This is a genomic window from Suipraeoptans intestinalis (assembly GCF_034091795.1).
Lineage (GTDB): Bacteria > Bacillota > Clostridia > Lachnospirales > Lachnospiraceae > Suipraeoptans > Suipraeoptans intestinalis.
Map to the genome: position 1 here is coordinate 111,012 of NZ_JAXFXH010000025.1, position 16,719 is coordinate 127,730.

Sequence of the window (16,719 nt, forward strand, 5' to 3'; positions counted from 1 at the left end):
TCGATCCCGCTTCTCAAAAAGATCCGGCGCCTCACAGGGCGCCTTTTTGTCAGGGTCGGCCGGCAAAGATCCGCACGATCACCACGATCGCAAGGATGGGAAGCAGAATCGGAAGCAAGGTACTGATGATCCCCGCGATCAAAGCTCCGATTGCAATCACAGCCAGAATCCCTATCACCAGCCACAAAATACAGCCCCAGCGCCCTGTGTTGATCTGGACAGAGCTACCTCTGGATTCTGTTCTTTCTTCTTCGTAATCCGCTCTGTGCTGCGGGCTTCGGGGCTCCTGGGAGCCCGTCTCTGCCATATCCGAAATGGTCCTTGCAATCGCCCAGGGATCCCCCAGCTCTTCCAACACTTCTTCCTCTGTCCGGCCTTTCTTTACCTCTTCACCTATATATTCCTCGTAGTATTTCAGATTTTCACGTATCACAGAAGGCTCCACCTCATTGACCAGCGCCTCCTCCAGTCTGCGTAAAAATTCGTGTTTTGTCATGAATTCCTGCTCTCCCTTTCTATCTGTCCTTTACACTTCAAACATCAGATCTCCATAAGACGGCATTGGCCACACCTCTTTATCCACCAGCATCTCCAGCTGATCCACCGGTCTGCGGAGTCTTTCCATAGCCGGAACCACTTTTTCATAACAATATCTGGCTCTGATCTCACTTTTTGCTTCCTTTGCCGCCTCTTCCGATACTTCCCGGAGAACCTTCAGGGCATCCTTTGTCTGCTTCAGCAGAGCGGACACCTCCGTCAGAAGCTCTGCCTGTACCTGATGATCCGCGCCAGCCTCCCTTACAGCCAGCACCGTATCCGCCAGCACTTTGGTGTAGCCCACCACCGCCGGAAGGATCTGCTTGCTTGCCATATTGATCATGACCTGCGCCTCTATATTGATCGCCTTCGCATAATTTTCGTACTTGATCTCTCCTCTGGATTCCAGCTCTGTCCGGGTAAACACTCCGAATTTTTCAAACATGGCCACCGTCTTTTCAGAGGTCAAGGCCGGGATGGCATCCACCATACATCTCAGATTGGACAGCCCGCGCCGCTGCGCTTCCTCCACCCACTCCTGCGAATACCCGTTGCCGCTGAATACGATCCTCTGATGCCTGGTGGCGTATTCCTTGATCAGATCATGCACCGCCAGATCAAAGTCCTCTGCCTGTTCCAGTACATCACACGCTTCTGCAAAGGCCTCCGCCACAATGGTATTGATCACCACGTTAGCCCCTGCCACGGAATCCCTGGAGCCTACCATACGGAACTCAAACTTGTTGCCTGTAAAAGCGAACGGAGAAGTGCGGTTTCTGTCCGTTGCATCCTTTGCAAAATCCGGCAGTGTACGCACTCCCGTATGCATTTTCCCTTTATCCAGACTGTGGGTCGCTTCTCCCGTACTGATCAGCTGTTCCATCACGTCTTCCAGCTGTTCTCCCAGAAAGACGGAAATGATCGCCGGAGGCGCCTCGTCCGCTCCCAGTCTCTGGTCGTTCCCCGGATTGGCTGCCGACTCCCGCAGAAGATCTGCATGCTCGTCCACCGCCTTCAAAATACAGGTCAGCACCAGCAAAAACTGGATATTTTCATGCGGTGTACTTCCCGGTTCCAGAAGATTTCTTCCGTCATCCGTTGTCAGAGACCAGTTGTCATGTTTCCCGGAACCGTTGACTCCTGCAAACGGCTTTTCATGAAGCAGACATTTCAGCCCGTGTCTTCCGGCAATCCGCTTCAAGGTCTGCATAATGATATGGTTGTGATCCACTGCAACGTTCGCCACTTCAAAGATGGGAGCCAGCTCGTGCTGTGCCGGCGCCACCTCATTGTGCTGTGTCTTGGAAGTAACGCCCATTTTCCACAGCTCCTCGTTAACATCCTTCATAAATCCGGCCACCCTCTGGCGGATGGTCCCGAAATAATGATCATCCATCTCCTGGCCCTTGGGAGGCATTGCCCCAAACAGGGTACGTCCGGCATAGATCAGATCCTTTCTTTCCCGGAATTTGCCGGCATCGATCAGAAAATATTCCTGCTCGATTCCCACGGAAGGTCTCACCCGCTTGGACTGAGTATTGCCAAACAACCGGATCAGACGCATGGCCTGCTCATTGATCGCTTCCATGGAACGAAGAAGAGGCGTCTTCTGATCCAGCGCTTCTCCCGTGTATGCACAAAAAGCCGTGGGAATACAAAGAGTCGCTCCCGCAGCATCCCTTCTGACAAAGGCAGGAGACGTACAATCCCAGGCCGTATATCCTCTCGCTTCAAAGGTTGCCCGAAGCCCTCCCGACGGAAAAGAAGAGGCATCCGGCTCCCCTTTGATCAGCTCCTTTCCGGAAAAGGTCATCAGTACTTTTCCGCTTTCCAGCGGGGCCGAAATAAAGGAATCATGCTTTTCTGCCGTCACGCCTGTCAAAGGCTGAAACCAATGGGTATAGTGCGTCGCACCTTTTTCAATGGCCCATTCCTTCATCTCATGCGCAATCACATCTGCCGTATCCAGTTCCAGTTCTTTTCCCTCTTCTATCGTCCTTTTCAATTCCTTGTAGACCTTTTTAGGCAGACGCTCCTGCATTGCCGTGTCATTAAACACATCCTGTCCGAATATTTCCGCTACATTCATACCCTTTTCCATCTATTATCCTCTTCTTCCATAAATTCTATCAGTTATTACAAAAAGGCACTCCAACCATCGTCGGAATGCCCTTATCTGTTCTATGCACGATCGACAGAACCAAACAATTCCATCTTCTCTTTTACCGTCTTCATGATCGCTTCTGTACCGGGCTTCAAAAGTTTTCTCGGGTCAAATCCTTTTCCTTCCAGATCTTTCCCTGCTTCGATATACTTTCTTGTCGCATCTGCAAAGGATAGCTGACATTCTGTATTTACGTTGATCTTCGCAACTCCCAGATCGATAGCCTTTTTGATCATATCTTCCGGAATCCCTGTCCCACCGTGAAGAACCAGCGGAAGCTTGCCTGTCAGCTGCTGAATCGCATCCAGCGTCTCAAAACTGAGGCCTGCCCAGTTTGCCGGATATTTTCCGTGAATATTGCCGATTCCCGCTGCCAGCATGTCTACTCCAAGATCTGCAACCTGCTTGCACTCTCCCGGATCTGCACATTCGCCCTGTCCGATGACTCCGTCTTCTTCTCCGCCGATGGAGCCTACTTCTGCTTCCAGAGAAAGTCCCAGCTTCTTGCAGGTCTCTACCAGTTCCTTCGTCTTGGCAACATTCTCTTCGATCGGATAGTGAGACCCATCAAACATGATGGAGGAGAATCCTGCTTCGATACATTTCTGGCATCCTTCGTAGGAGCCATGATCCAGATGGAGCGCTACCGGCACGGTGATCTTCAGTTCATCGATCATCGCTTTGACCATATCTGCCACGGTCTTGAAGCCTGTCATGTACTTGCCTGCTCCTTCGGATACTCCCAGGATCACCGGGGAATTACATTCCTGAGCTGTAAGCAGGATCGCCTTGGTCCACTCCAGGTTATTGATATTGAACTGGCCCACCGCATAGTGTCCTTCCACTGCTTTTTCAAGCATCTCTTTTGCTGATACTAACATTCTACTACCTCCACTTTTTCTGCCTGCCAGGAGTCCCCCCCTGTCCGGCAATTTTCTGTGTCACTTGCTTTTCCCATTATATCTCAAAGAATCCAAAAAAACAAGTAACCTCTCTTTTGGTTCTGCTTTGTGTAAAATGTTTGTGTATCTGCGTCTTTTTTACGGTGTCACAGGCAACTGTGTCATTTGATGTAACACTTCTCCTATGTCTCCATTGATGCATATACTTCTATTTTCAATTTCCACCGGACAGAAGGCCTCCCCATAATTGATACAGGCATATGCTGCTTTTTCATTTTTCATCACCATCTGCCAGAACGGATATTTGATGATCACCGGGGTGTTCGCTCCTACTCCCAGTTCCAAAAACAGAACCGGCGTCTTCTCGTGATTTTTAAGGAACTCCCGGTATGCTTCTGACGCTTTGTGCCAGCCCGCATCTTCTACAAAAGAATTGTCCACACGAAGATTTGTGGTTACTTCCGAACCGTCATCCGGACACCGTGGGAGCAGTTCCGGTGGAATCTGCATGGAAAGTCTTCCATCCTCTGGAATTTCCCACCTGCCTCTGACATCCCTTACAAAGCCCTGTGCTTTCATCGCCTCCCTCACCCATTCTTCATTGTCATAGGTCTTTGGAAGATCCGGCGCCGCCTTTTGGAACAGTCCGTAATCTCCTTGCGTGTAAAATAGTCTTTCCTTGTCAAACCCCGCTCTTTGAAACTGATGATCCACGTTGGTTGTAATAACAAAGTAGTCTTTTTCCTTTAAAAGGGAAAGCAACTCTTTGTATACGGGCTTGGGCGGATCAATATAGCGATTGTAGTAGATGTGCCTTGCCCACCATCCCCAAAAGGTTTCCTGATCGGGAAACGGATAGAATCCGCCGGAATACATATCCCGAATGCCGTATGCCCTTGCAAAATCAAAAAAATACCGTTCGAACCGTTCCCCGCTGTAGGTCAGACCGGCAGACGTTGACAGTCCCGCCCCCGCACCGACAACGATCGCTTCCGCACGTTTGATCGCATCTTTCAGATCTCTGATCTGCTGTCCTTTCGCGCTTCTCCCAAAAGATGTTTTTCTTCCCAGATACCGCGCCGCTTTCAGGCCCTTTTGAATGGTTTCCCGGTATCCGCTGCTTTTTTCATAAAAATTCTTCATAATATATTTTATCCTCATCCTTAAACACGTTGAAAATGATCCTCTCCATTGCATCCGGATGTTCCAAGGACCATTCTGCCACTGTATCTACGGCAATTTTTGCCGCTCTTTTATTCGGGAACCGAAACACTCCCGTGGATATGCAGCAAAATGCCACACTTCTCAATCCATTCTCCGCACACATATCCAATGTGTTTCGATAGCAGTCCGCCAGCTCCTTTTCCAGCCTTGGCGTCAGCTGAGACTCCACGATCGGTCCTACTACATGGATCACCTTTTTTGCCGGAAGGTTGTAAGCATCCGTGAGCATCGGCACCGCAGTCGGCTGTTCATACTGCCTGCCATATTTTAGCCGAAGCTGTTCCATCTGTTCATAGCACTCCTGCCTGAGCTGTATTCCCGCATAGGTATGGATACAGTTGTCAATACAGGTATGCATCGGTATGAAACACCCCAGCATCCCTGCATTTGCCGCATTCACCACCGCATCTACCTGGAGTCTTGTAATATCTCCCTGCCAAATAGACAGATTTCCCTTGATCACAGGGATGTCTGAAAGACGGACGATCCCTTTTTCTTTTCCACACTCCAGCAAATATTCATTCTGTAGCTTTATTACGTCATCTGCCATTTTCTTTGGCATGCGGATGTTCATGAGAGAACGCAAAATGCGCCGCTTTTCATCCACACCTTCCGGAATCTGTATATGTTTGTACTTGTCAGAGTCCTCTTGGAACGCCTTTAAAAGATCGTTCAGCCGCTGCTCCTGCACCTTATTCTGATTCATATCCTCACCTTCCTTCTGTTCTGTCATGTGCCAACCGTTCAAATAACTTCTGTCATTTTAACGGCGTTTCCTACGGGTGTGTTGTAACTTTATTTATTACATTTATCACCATCATGCTAGCATTATATTTATGTAATGTCAATGGTTACATTAAAATTTCTTATATTTTTTAGTTTTTTTAGTTTTCTTCACGCTGCTCTTTGGCTACACAGTCCTATAAGAAAAAGCGGAAAAAGTCGGCGCAGTCCCACAACTGCACCGACTCTATCTTTCAATCTCTTTCCCTGTTTCTTTTTTCTGTTTCTTTTTTTCGTTTCTTCTCTCTTATTTTTTTCTTCTAAGAAGCCAGATTCCTCCCAAGGAAGCAAGCAATGCTCCCACATATACTTCCGGATGTCCTTGCTCCCCTGTTTTGGGAGTTCTCATTGATGTACTGGAACTCGTCTTTTTCGGTGAAGGTTCCACCAGGATGGGCGGCTTTGGTTCTTTTCTGGTATTGGTAATGGTAAACCCGTCCTTCTCCGTGCCGCTGATCTCTGTATGGTATCCGGGCACCGGCTCCTCTTTTACACTGTATGTATTTGCTTTTGTGTCGGTAATGTGATCTACCACCGGCAGGTTTTCAAAGCTTCCCGTCCACTGATTTCCCTGATTCAGCTTCAGGCTCTCTTGGGTCTTTTCGCCATTCTTAAACAAATATACCGTTATTTCCGGCGCTTTATCCGGAGATACTCCCCTCCATACCTTTGTGACTTTGATTTCAGTCGTGGCCGGCACAAGCGGGACCATCTCTTCTTCTTGTTTGTTGGTAATCACAAGGCTTCCATTTTCTGCCTTCCCATACGTCACCTGAAACTGTTTCCCGCCTATTTCGATTTCTCCCTTTTCTTCTCCCACTTCCTTGACTGTGTAACGATAACTGTTTCCCTGATCGTCTGCCAGATCCAGTCCCCTCCAGATATGGCTTGTTTTCTCCTTTGTCAAGATCACTTCCTCTGAAACAGGAAAATCATTTTGATACAGCCTTACCTTCGTGTCCATTCCCTCCCCTGGCTGTCCGTCTGCCTTGATCCACTTCTTTTCTACGGAAACCTCCGTCTTTTTCTTATCGTTTTCAATCAAAAACCAAGCTCCCACTTTGTCATCCGCTTTCATTTCAAACTCTCGCACAACGGGGTGATCCTGGTCATAGGCGATCCATTGTGGCGTCTTCGTTTCTCTTATCTCATATGTCTGGGCTTTTAGTCCTTTGATCTCTGCCATTCCCTGATCATTTGTCGTCAGCCGGACCGACGATCCTTTATTTATGTAACCGTCTCCTTCTTTTACCTGAATGTCTTGCCCATCCTTTCTGGTGAGCGTAAATTCTACATCCTTGATGGGAATCTGCGTCCCTTTTATGACTTTCTTAATCTGCAGTTCTCCCGGTTTCGTTCCGGATATCGATCCTCCCTGACGCTGGATCTTTACCCTGTCCCCAAATTGTGTGGGATCCAGTGTCCAGTCTGCTCCGTTTAATACCGGTTCTGATGTATTCTCTACATATTCCACCGCTTCATTCTCCAGGGTTTCCCTGGTAATCTTTGCAGACAGCCGGACTGCCACCTCCGTCTCGTGAAGCGTTGCCGTGTAGCCGCCCCCGTAATTTGCATATCCCGGTATCGTAATGGTCAACTCCTGCCCGGTAAATGAGATCCCGATTCCCATTTCCTTCGCCTTTTGCAGATCCGTCCATCCGCCGGTTGCTGGGAACAACGTGGGAAGATATCCTCCCTGAAACTGCACCACATAAGGACTGCTGTTTATTTTGTCCAGATCCCACGTCATGGTCTCCGGCAGCTTGTCTGTCACCACAAACCCTGCACTTCCATCGCTTTGATTCCTGGCTGCATTAAAGGTAAAGACCCAGTCCACGCTACTGCCGTCATTTCCGGACACTTCTACTCCCTTTTTGCTATATACGTTATTGGTAGAGGTTCCGCCTTTTTTATAAGTGACCTCTATGGTCTTTCTGTTCCCCTCGTAGTCTATATAGATCCTTCCCGTTCCATCCTGATCCATATCTCCTTCGTAATATCCGGTAAAGCTGAAATAAAAGCTTCCTTCCACGTCATCCAGCTTTGCTGCATTTTCATTAAAAATCAGCGTTCCCTTGCTTTCCGAAAACTGCACCTCTCCCAGAAGCTGTCCTTCCCTGTTGTATAAAGGAATGGGGGAGGAGGGCAGCTTGACCTTTGCCCCGGCTGTGCCAAAGCTGATATCCACCCTCTGCCCCGCCTGTACATTCGTTCCCTGTCCTCCAAATTTCACCGTCACCTTGCTCGTTTCCGCATGACCGATCTGCTCTGCTTCCACCTGTACTTCTTTTATGATCGCTCCCTGTGCAGCAACCCTTCCCAGCGCTCCCCAGCCGCTTAAGACGGATGCCGCCAGTAGCAGTACCCCCATGATCCCCGCCAATGTTCTGTTTCCTTTCATAAAAACCTCCTTCATATTCATCTTAAAATACTATTTATTACGTCTTTATATTTTTAATATCCGGCATCGCATCTCTCTTTAAACCTGGATGCTTCTGCTCCCCTATATTCCATAAGATGTGATACCGAAATTTCCTTTTTTGCTATTTCATATATATCTTATCATATTTATTGTGTATTAATCGTATCAATTTTATCATAGAAAGTCCATGAGAATTTTTTCGGAAAAACCGCCTGGTTTTGGGCAAAATAAACAAAATCCAGCCTGGGGATTTATGCAAACTCTCTTTCTCTTTCGTTCTTCTCCTGTCACAAAAAATCCCAAATCACCTAACACCCTGTAAAAAAAGGATGTCTCCTTCCTACGAAATTTTCGTTCATAGGAAAGAAACATCCTTATAATATTTTTCATTTTTTACGGAAACCAACCGAATTGATTCCCTTTGTTTTAAAACACTCTTAGAAGTCCCTTCAGAAATTCCTGATTATTCTCCAAAGAACAGCTTTAGATCTTCCTCTACCGTTCCAATGCCCGCGATCCCGAAGTTTTCTACCAATACGCTGGCTACATTGGGAGATAAAAACGCCGGCAAAGTGGGCCCCAGATGAATGTTTTTGATCCCCAGATACAGCAGCGCCAGCAATACGATCACCGCCTTCTGTTCATACCAGGCAATGTTATAGATAATGGGAAGTTCATTGATATCGTCCAGCTCAAATACTTCCTTCAGCTTCAACGCGATCAGCGCCAGAGAGTAGGAATCGTTGCACTGTCCGGCATCCAGCACCCGCGGGATACCTCCGATATCTCCCAGATCCAGCTTGTTGTATTTGTATTTGGCGCAGCCTGCTGTCAGGATCACCGTGTCTTTCGGAAGCTGTTGTGCAAATTCTGTGTAATACTCTCTTTTCTTCGCTCTTCCGTCACAACCGCCCATTACTACAAATTTCTTGATGGCACCGGATTTTACGGCTTCTACCACCTTATCTGCCAGCGCAAATACCTGCTCATGAGCGAATCCTCCCACAATGGTACCTTTCTCGATCTCCTGCGGTGGCTGGCAGGTCTTTGCCTGTTCGATCAGCTCTGAAAAGTCTTTTTCTTCTCCATAGCTGCCGGAAATATGGCGGCAGCCCGGAAATCCTGCAGCTCCCGTCGTCCAAAGCCGATCCTTATACGAATCCTTCGGCGGAACGATACAGTTGGTGGTCATCAGGATCGGTCCCCGGAAGGTTTCAAACTCTTCCTTCTGCTTCCACCATGCATTTCCATAGTTTCCTACAAAGTTGTCATATTTTTTAAAGAACGGATAGTAGTGCGCCGGAAGCATCTCAGAATGGGTATACACGTCTACTCCCGTTCCCTTCGTCTGCTCCAGAAGCATTTCCAGATCTCTCAGATCGTGCCCGGATACCAGGATCCCCGGTCGTGTTCCCACTCCAATGTTCACCTGCGTGATCTCCGGATTTCCATATGCTCCTGTATTTGCCTGATCCAGCAATGCCATTCCCTGCACTCCGTATTTTCCGGTTTCCATGGTCAGGGCCACCAGCTCTTCTACGCTAAGACTGTCATCCTGCACTTTGGCAAGCGCCTCCTGAATAAACCCATCCACATCCCCGTCTTCCTGCAGCAGTGCATTTGCATGCTTGGAATAGGCTGCCAGACCTTTCAGCCCGTAGACGATCAGCTCCCTCAGGGAACGCACATCCTCATTTTCCGTTGCCAGCACGCCTACCGTTGCCGCCTTCGTTTCATATTCAGCCTCGCTGCCTGACCAAAGCGCTGCCTGGGACAGTTTCTCCTTGTCCTGCACCTCCGGCAGCAGACTGTCTTTTTCTTTTAGTGTCTCTGTGATTCTTGCAACGATCATTTCCCGGTCAAAATTGGCGTTTGTGATCGTCATAAACAGATTAAATGTTACAGTATGATTCACACTTTCGGCAATCGTCTTTCCTTCGGCTCTCAGTTGTGTTGTTACAGAAGCCAGTCCTTTCGTAACATACACCAGAAGATCCTGCATCATAGCCACTTCCGGCTTTTTCCCACAGACGCCGGACACACAGCAGCCCTGGCCGCCTGCCGTTTCCTGACATTGGTAACAAAACATTTTATGTTCCATTTGGTTTCCTCCATACATGTTCGGGTTGTTTTTTGTTCCTGCACAGTATAGACGGATTTTCCTCTTTGTTCCGTTGTTATTACCACTTTTTCTCTTTTTTTGGATATTTTTTTCCCGGACTGCCGCATCTGCCTGCAAGACTTCTGTCTGTAGCCGTCGCCCCAAGGTCAGATTTTATCTGTTGAGATCCGATCCTATCCTTTCTTTTCCTCCGGGCAGACGTCTGTCAGCACCAGCGCCGAATACGCTCCCATGTTTACTACCAGCTCTCCCTCTTCCACCAGATATTCTTCCGCTTCCCTGGTATAGCCTTCCGCGTAGGTGTACATCAATCGGTACAGCCTGCATTTTTCTGCCACTTCCGCCTTCCAGACAGGCACCGTCACTCTGGCCAGCGTCTCTCTGTTGTTTAACACGACAATGATCCTCTCGTCCTTTCCGAACCTTCCATAGCTCAGAATATTGTTTTCCCAATGAAGCAGCAACAGAGAGCCGGTCTTCAAGGCTGTATACGCTTTATGAATCGCAATCATATCCCTGTGAAATTCCAGAAGCTCCCTGTCTTCCCTTCCCCACGGATACGTTCTTCGGTTGTCCGGGTCTGTAAAGCCACAGACACCCGCTTCATCTCCATAGTAAACGGTAGGCGCTCCTACCCAGGTCATCTGCATCACCACCGCTTCCCGCATAATGGCCTTGTTGACATATTCCTCGGCCGCTTTACTTCCCAGCTGCCCCACGCGTCCCACCATATGATTGGTTCTGGTAAGGAATCTGGAATGGTCGTGGTTGGACAATTCGTTCATGGCCACCTGCAGGGAAGGCGTCAGCATATTTGACATGTGATGCAGCATGGCTCCCGCAAAATGATCTCCGTTGCCGCGAAGCTCCGGTCTCTCCTCGTCACTGTGCTTTTCCATGCCCGTCAGAAACCAGGTGACCGGCTCCATAAAGGCGTCGTAGTTCATCACGGTATCCCACTCATCTCCCTTTAGCCACTCTCTTGGATCGCCGTAGTGTTCTGCCAGGATCAGCGCATTAGGATTGGCGTGCTTCACCGCCTTTCGGAATTTCTTCCAAAACTGATGATTGTATTCGTTGCTCCTTCCCAGGTCCGCCGCTACATCCAGACGCCACCCGTCTGCGTTAAAGGGCGGTGACACCCATTTGACAGCCACCTTCAGAATATAATTTTCCAGCTTGACAGATTCCTCATAGTTCAGCTTCGGCAAGGTATCATGTCCCCACCAGCCATCATAATGGTAATTGTAAGGCCATGCTTCTTCAAAAAACCGGAAATAGCTGCGATAAGGGCTGTCTGCCGACACATAAGCGCCCGGCTGATAGCCTTCCTGCCCTTCATAGATCCTCTCCCGATCCATCCACTTATTAAAAGAACCACAGTGATTGAACACGCCGTCCAGGATGATCTTCATCCCCCTTTTGTGCAGTTCTTCTACCAGTCGGATAAACAACTGGTTGCTGGCTTCCAGATTCCTCCTGTCTCCTGTGCGCTTCTGGTATTTGGTAGCGTACAGGTTTTCCGTTACCCCTTCCTGCAGCACCTCGCCTTCGTCCGCCACGATCCGGCCATAGTGCGGATCAATATAGTCATAGTCCTGAATATCGTACTTATGATTGGAAGGGGACACGAACAGAGGATTAAAATACAACACCTCCACTCCCAGTCCCTGGAGATAATCCAGCTTGTCCAGAACCCCCTGGAGATCGCCTCCGTAAAATTCCCGCACTCCCATACTGTTGGGATACTGGTACCAGTCTGCCACCTTGCTGCTGTAATCTCCGATATAGAAGTATTCTCTGGTTTCTACATCATTACCGGTATCCCCGTTGCAAAATCTGTCTGTGTAGATCTGGTACATCACCGCCCCCTTTGCCCAGTCCGGGGTGGAAAATCCCGGAACCAGAACGAAGCGGTAGTAGTCTACCGGCTCCCTGCTGACTCCGTTTCTCCCATAATAGAGCGTTTCCTCTCCTTTGGTAATGGAAAAATAATAAGAGAACGCCTCTTCCTTCAATTTCCATTGGATGGCATAATAATCAAAATATCCTTTCGTTTCGTCCTTTTCCATAGAAAAAGTTCCGGTGTCTGTCACAAGACAAACACCGTCCGCTTCCTCCCTTGCTGTACGAAACCGCAACGTCACCACAGAATCCTCCTCCGGTTGCGGAGGAATCACATATTCCCCGGTGCCGTCACAAAATAATGCTTCTTCTTTCATGTAACCTAACTTCCTTTTTTCTTTATCCCTGCTGCGCTTCAAATAACGCTTCAAATTCTTCCCTTGTGATTTTTTCTTTCTCCAAAAGAAGATTTGCACATGCATGCAGCACCCCTTCGTATTCCTTCAAGAGGGCTTTTGCCTTCCCGTAGCACTCGTCAATGATCCGCTTGATCTCCTGATCGATGGTAGTCGCCACGCTTTCCCCGTAGCCTCTGGAGGCATGGGCCAGATCTCTTCCGATAAATACCTGGTCGCTGTCATCGTCATAGTTGATGAGCCCTACGGTGTCGGACATTCCAAACTTGGTTACCATGGATCTTGCCAGTCCGGTAGCCTGCTTGATGTCCTGAGACGCTCCTGTGGTAATGTCGTCGAACACTGCCTCTTCCGCTACACGGCCTCCCAGAGATACAATGATCTCCTGCATCATCTGTCCTCTGGTATAGAACATATCATCCCGTTCCGGCAGCGGCATCGTATATCCGCCTGCTCCTCCGGTAGGAATGATCGAAACGCTGTAGACCGGTCCCACGTCCGGAAGCACATGGAATAAAATGGCATGTCCTGCCTCGTGGAATGCCGTGATCCTCCGTTCCTTCTGGGAGATCACACGGCTTTTCTTTTCTGTTCCGATCCCCACCTTGATAAAAGCCTTCTGAATATCCGTCTGCTTCAGATATCCTCTGTTGTCCTTTGCTGCCAGGATGGCCGCCTCATTCAGGAGGTTTTCCAGATCCGCTCCCGTAAAGCCTGCCGTTGTCTGCGCCACCTGTGCCAGATCTACGTCTTCACTCAGGGGTTTTCCGTCTGCATGTACTTTTAAGATTTCTTCTCTTCCCTTTACATCCGGCGATCCTACCATTACTTTTCTGTCGAAACGTCCCGGACGGAGAATGGCCGGATCCAGGATATCCACCCGGTTTGTGGCCGCCATGACAATGATCCCTTCGTTGACGCCGAAACCGTCCATCTCCACCAGCATCTGGTTTAAGGTCTGCTCTCTTTCATCATGTCCGCCGCCCATGCCGGTTCCTCTCCGGCGCGCCACTGCATCGATCTCGTCAATAAAAATGATACAGGGCGCATTCTTCTTGGCGTCTTCAAACAGATCCCTGACTCTGGAAGCTCCCACTCCCACAAACATTTCTACAAAATCAGAACCGGAGATGGTAAAGAAAGGCACCCTCGCTTCTCCCGCCACGGCCTTTGCCAAAAGCGTTTTTCCCGTTCCCGGAGGGCCCACAAGCAGCACTCCTTTGGGAATCCTGGCTCCTACCTTCACATATTTCTGGGGATCCTTCAGGAAATCCACCACTTCCTCCAGCTCTTCCTTTTCTTCTGCCAATCCTGCCACCTTGTCAAAGGTGATCCGATGCTCCTCGTCATTGTGAAGCCTTGCCCTGCTTTTTCCAAAAGACATGGCCTTTGCTCCGGCTCCGCCTCCCTGACGGTTCATCATCAGGAAAATCAGAAGCACTCCTCCCACCGTCAGAAGAGTAGGAACTAAAGTCGTTCCGATCCAGCTGTCCTTTGGAATATCCGGCATTCGGTAAACCAGTTCCTTCTCCTGCAGATATTTCTGGATCTCATTCACATCCGACACATACAGATACCGGATATCCCTGGTCTCTCCCACACGGATGCCGATCTCCAGCCGCCCTGTAGGAACCGCCTTATTCTGGCGGATCGTCACATTCTCCACCTGTCCTTTTTGTACCAGTTCTTCAAAATCCTTCCTGGTGATCTCCCGGCCGTTCTGATTCAGTTTATCCGATAGCTGAAATGCCACGAACAGCAGGAGTATGGAAAACAGGAGTACGATCCCTCGCAGTCCCATATTTTTCTTGTTCATATGATAAGTTCCTTTCTCTTTCGTAATTCCGTCGGATTAGTTGACTCCTTCCACTACTCCGATATAGGGAAGATTCCTGTACTTCTGCGTATAGTCCAGTCCGTATCCCACCACAAATTCATCCGGGATCTCAAAGCCCACATAATCCACCCGGATATCCTTGACCCGCCGGTCCGGCTTGTCAAGAAGGGTACACAGCTTCATACTGTTTGGATGACGCTGCCCCAGGATCTCCCACAGATAAGACAAAGTCCTTCCCGAGTCGATGATGTCTTCTACCACCAGTACGTCCTTTCCCTCCAGGGACTCGTCCAGATCCTTTGCGATCTTTACCACTCCGCTGGAAGAAGTGGCATTTCCATAGCTGCTGACACTCATGAAGTCCATAGAAAGGGGCACGCTGATCCGCTTTGCCAGCTCGCACATGAAGAATACCCCGCCCTTCAGGACACAGATCAAATGCACCTGCTTTCCTTCATAGTCCCTGCTGATTTCTTTCCCCAGCTCTTCGATCCTTTTTGCCACTTCCTCTTCTGAGATCATTACTCTAATCTGCTCTGCCATTGTGATTTCCTCCATCTACTTTTATTTCAAGAATCCTCTTTGTCCTGTCAGTCACCTGATACCCTTGATTCTGTCTGTAACCAATCACCCAGAGAATATGATGCCCGTCAGCCGCCAGCCATATGGCGTCTCTTTGCCTCTGCGGAATCTTTTCATTGATGAAATACTGCTTCAGCTTCTGCCTGCCGCCAGCCCGGTCAATGGTAAGATAGTCTCCTGCTTCTCTGTGTCTGATTTTTACATTAGATTCTATTTTATCATAATCAAACCACTTCGTGTAGGGATTTTGCGGAAATATTGTGACTTCTTCCTGCTTTTCAAAGATCCGCAACTGGACTGCCGGCGGTTTTTCTTCTCCCGGTCTCTTGCCCTCCTCTTTTTCTGCCGGGTACAATTCTATCCCTTCGGGAGTCCTAAGCGCATCCAGCCGGTAAGGCAGACAGTACTTTCTCCCGGACTGCTTTCCCCAAAGCTCTTCCAGAAGCCCGATATGAACCGCCGTAATGTCCTTTCTTTTTCCCGCCCCTTCCCACAAAAACTTTTGCAGGACGTATTCCCGCAGTTCCTCCGGGATCTTCCGGTACTCTTCTTCCTTCAGAAGCAGATGTCCTTCCTCCTTCTTCCGGCAAAGCCGGTACCATCTGTCCGCCTCTTTTTCCAAAAACGTCCATGCCTTTTTTGCCCTCTGGGAGGTTTCCCAGAGATGAAGGAGCGCCTTCTCGTTCACCGTCTCCAGCTCCGGGAGGATCTGGCTTCGGATCCGGTTTCTCGCATATGCAAGATCCTGGTTGGTCGCATCCTCCCGGAAGGGGATCTGGCGCTGTTTCACATATGCTTCTATTTCCCTTCTTTCCAGGCACAGAAGGGGACGGATGATCTGTCCTTCCACCGGCGCGATTCCTCCCAGCCCCTTCAGCCCGCATCCTCTGGCAAGGTGAAACAGCAGTGTTTCCGCATGGTCGTTTCTATGGTGAGCCAATGCGATCTTGCTGCCTCCCCACCTTTTCTGTTCGCTTTGGAACATTTCTCTTCGGATCTCCCGGCCTGCCTCTTCCACGGAAAGCTTTTTCTTCTTTGCGATCCCTTTCACATCCTCCCGGAAAAGTCGATACTCCACCTTCTCCTCTTTACAGATTCGCTCCACAAAGGCCGCATCCTCTCTGGCCGCCTCGCCTCTGATCTGGTGATCCACGTGTACCGCCAGGATCTCTAGCTTCCGTTCCTTTCGCCATTGCAGCAGTAAAAACAGAAGGCACATGGAATCTATCCCTCCCGACAGCCCCAGTACGATCCTGTCTCCTTCTTCCAGCAAATGGTACTGTTTTACAAATGTTCTGACTTTCTGCTCCATTTTTCTCTCCATCCGGTGTCTTGGGACAGACGCCGCAAACGCAGCCTCTCCCTGTTATACAAAGAAAAGCTTTAGGAGAGTTACTTCCTAAAGCCATTTATCTTTCTGCTACTCTGCTTTAAATACAATTTCGTTCTCGTGAACCAGGCCAAGCTTCTCCCGCGCCACATCCTCTACATAGGCGTCCGTGCCTACATATTCCTTCAGCTCCTTGATCTCTTCTGTGCGAGCCTTCTCTTCCTTTATTTTTTCCTGCAGTTCCGTCTCCTGTGCCAGAAGCACTCTCTCCTTTTGCTTCAGCGATATGCTTCCGACTCCGCACACGCCGCAAAGCAAAAGCAGCACCAAACAGATCCCTCTTACACTGCTTTGGTTGCACCTGACTCTTTTTTTCGGCTGTTTCTTCCTGCCCCTTTGCTTTATGCTTCCCATACTTATACTCACCCTTGCTTCTATTTCCCCATACTGCCTATCCCACTAGGCTTTCATTAAGCCTACCTGTTTTTCTCTGTTTCCGCAAGGGATTTTTTGTGTTTTTTTCCTAAAAAAACGTAAATTTTTTTACTTCTTTTT

The 16,719-nt window shown here is 49.0% G+C and carries 12 protein-coding genes; all 12 read right to left on the reverse strand.

The window, feature by feature from the left end; genetic code table 11:
• Nucleotides 1-49 precede the first annotated feature (49 nt).
• On the reverse strand, nt 50-496 hold the full coding sequence (locus SOW26_RS08885; protein ID WP_276959034.1) for a DUF1700 domain-containing protein: 447 nt from the start codon (nt 494-496) through the stop codon (nt 50-52).
• Nucleotides 497-526: 30 nt separating this feature from the next.
• Nucleotides 527-2,638: a glutamine synthetase III family protein gene (locus SOW26_RS08890; RefSeq protein WP_154476610.1), complete on the reverse strand. Its 2,112-nt coding sequence runs from the start codon at nt 2,636-2,638 to the stop codon at nt 527-529.
• A gap of 80 nt (nt 2,639-2,718) precedes the next feature.
• Nucleotides 2,719-3,582, reverse strand: coding sequence for a class II fructose-1,6-bisphosphate aldolase (gene fba / locus SOW26_RS08895; RefSeq protein WP_154476612.1), 864 nt, complete (start codon nt 3,580-3,582; stop codon nt 2,719-2,721).
• A gap of 159 nt (nt 3,583-3,741) precedes the next feature.
• Nucleotides 3,742-4,746, reverse strand: a complete 1,005-nt coding sequence (locus tag SOW26_RS08900; protein WP_320652262.1) for an SIR2 family NAD-dependent protein deacylase — start codon at nt 4,744-4,746, stop codon at nt 3,742-3,744.
• Nucleotides 4,730-5,533 carry a protein-ADP-ribose hydrolase gene (locus SOW26_RS08905; RefSeq protein ID WP_276959870.1) on the reverse strand — a complete coding sequence of 268 codons (804 nt, stop codon included), beginning with the start codon at nt 5,531-5,533 and terminating at the stop codon, nt 4,730-4,732. The genes SOW26_RS08900 and SOW26_RS08905 overlap by 17 nt, the downstream gene beginning before the upstream one ends.
• A gap of 324 nt (nt 5,534-5,857) precedes the next feature.
• Nucleotides 5,858-8,011, reverse strand: coding sequence for a Cna B-type domain-containing protein (locus tag SOW26_RS08910; protein WP_320652263.1), 2,154 nt, complete (start codon nt 8,009-8,011; stop codon nt 5,858-5,860).
• A 484-nt stretch (nt 8,012-8,495) separates the two neighbouring features.
• A complete protein-coding gene (gene hcp, locus SOW26_RS08915) occupies nt 8,496-10,133 on the reverse strand; it encodes a hydroxylamine reductase (RefSeq protein ID WP_276959868.1) in 1,638 nt (545 codons plus the stop codon).
• A gap of 194 nt (nt 10,134-10,327) precedes the next feature.
• The gene (locus SOW26_RS08920) at nt 10,328-12,376 is read right to left on the reverse strand and encodes a glycoside hydrolase family 13 protein (RefSeq protein ID WP_276959867.1); all 2,049 of its coding nucleotides are present in this window, start codon (nt 12,374-12,376) and stop codon (nt 10,328-10,330) included.
• A 22-nt stretch (nt 12,377-12,398) separates the two neighbouring features.
• Complete coding sequence (gene ftsH / locus SOW26_RS08925) at nt 12,399-14,231, reverse strand: ATP-dependent zinc metalloprotease FtsH (RefSeq protein ID WP_154476626.1); 1,833 nt, start codon at nt 14,229-14,231, stop codon at nt 12,399-12,401.
• Nucleotides 14,232-14,267: 36 nt separating this feature from the next.
• Nucleotides 14,268-14,795 carry a hypoxanthine phosphoribosyltransferase gene (gene hpt, locus SOW26_RS08930; RefSeq protein WP_154476628.1) on the reverse strand — a complete coding sequence of 176 codons (528 nt, stop codon included), beginning with the start codon at nt 14,793-14,795 and terminating at the stop codon, nt 14,268-14,270.
• A complete protein-coding gene (gene tilS, locus SOW26_RS08935) occupies nt 14,779-16,146 on the reverse strand; it encodes a tRNA lysidine(34) synthetase TilS (protein ID WP_320652264.1) in 1,368 nt (455 codons plus the stop codon). Before tilS ends, hpt begins: the two co-directional genes overlap by 17 nt.
• A 108-nt stretch (nt 16,147-16,254) precedes the next feature.
• Complete coding sequence (locus tag SOW26_RS08940; protein ID WP_276959908.1) at nt 16,255-16,578, reverse strand: FtsB family cell division protein; 324 nt, start codon at nt 16,576-16,578, stop codon at nt 16,255-16,257.
• Nucleotides 16,579-16,719 lie beyond the last annotated feature (141 nt).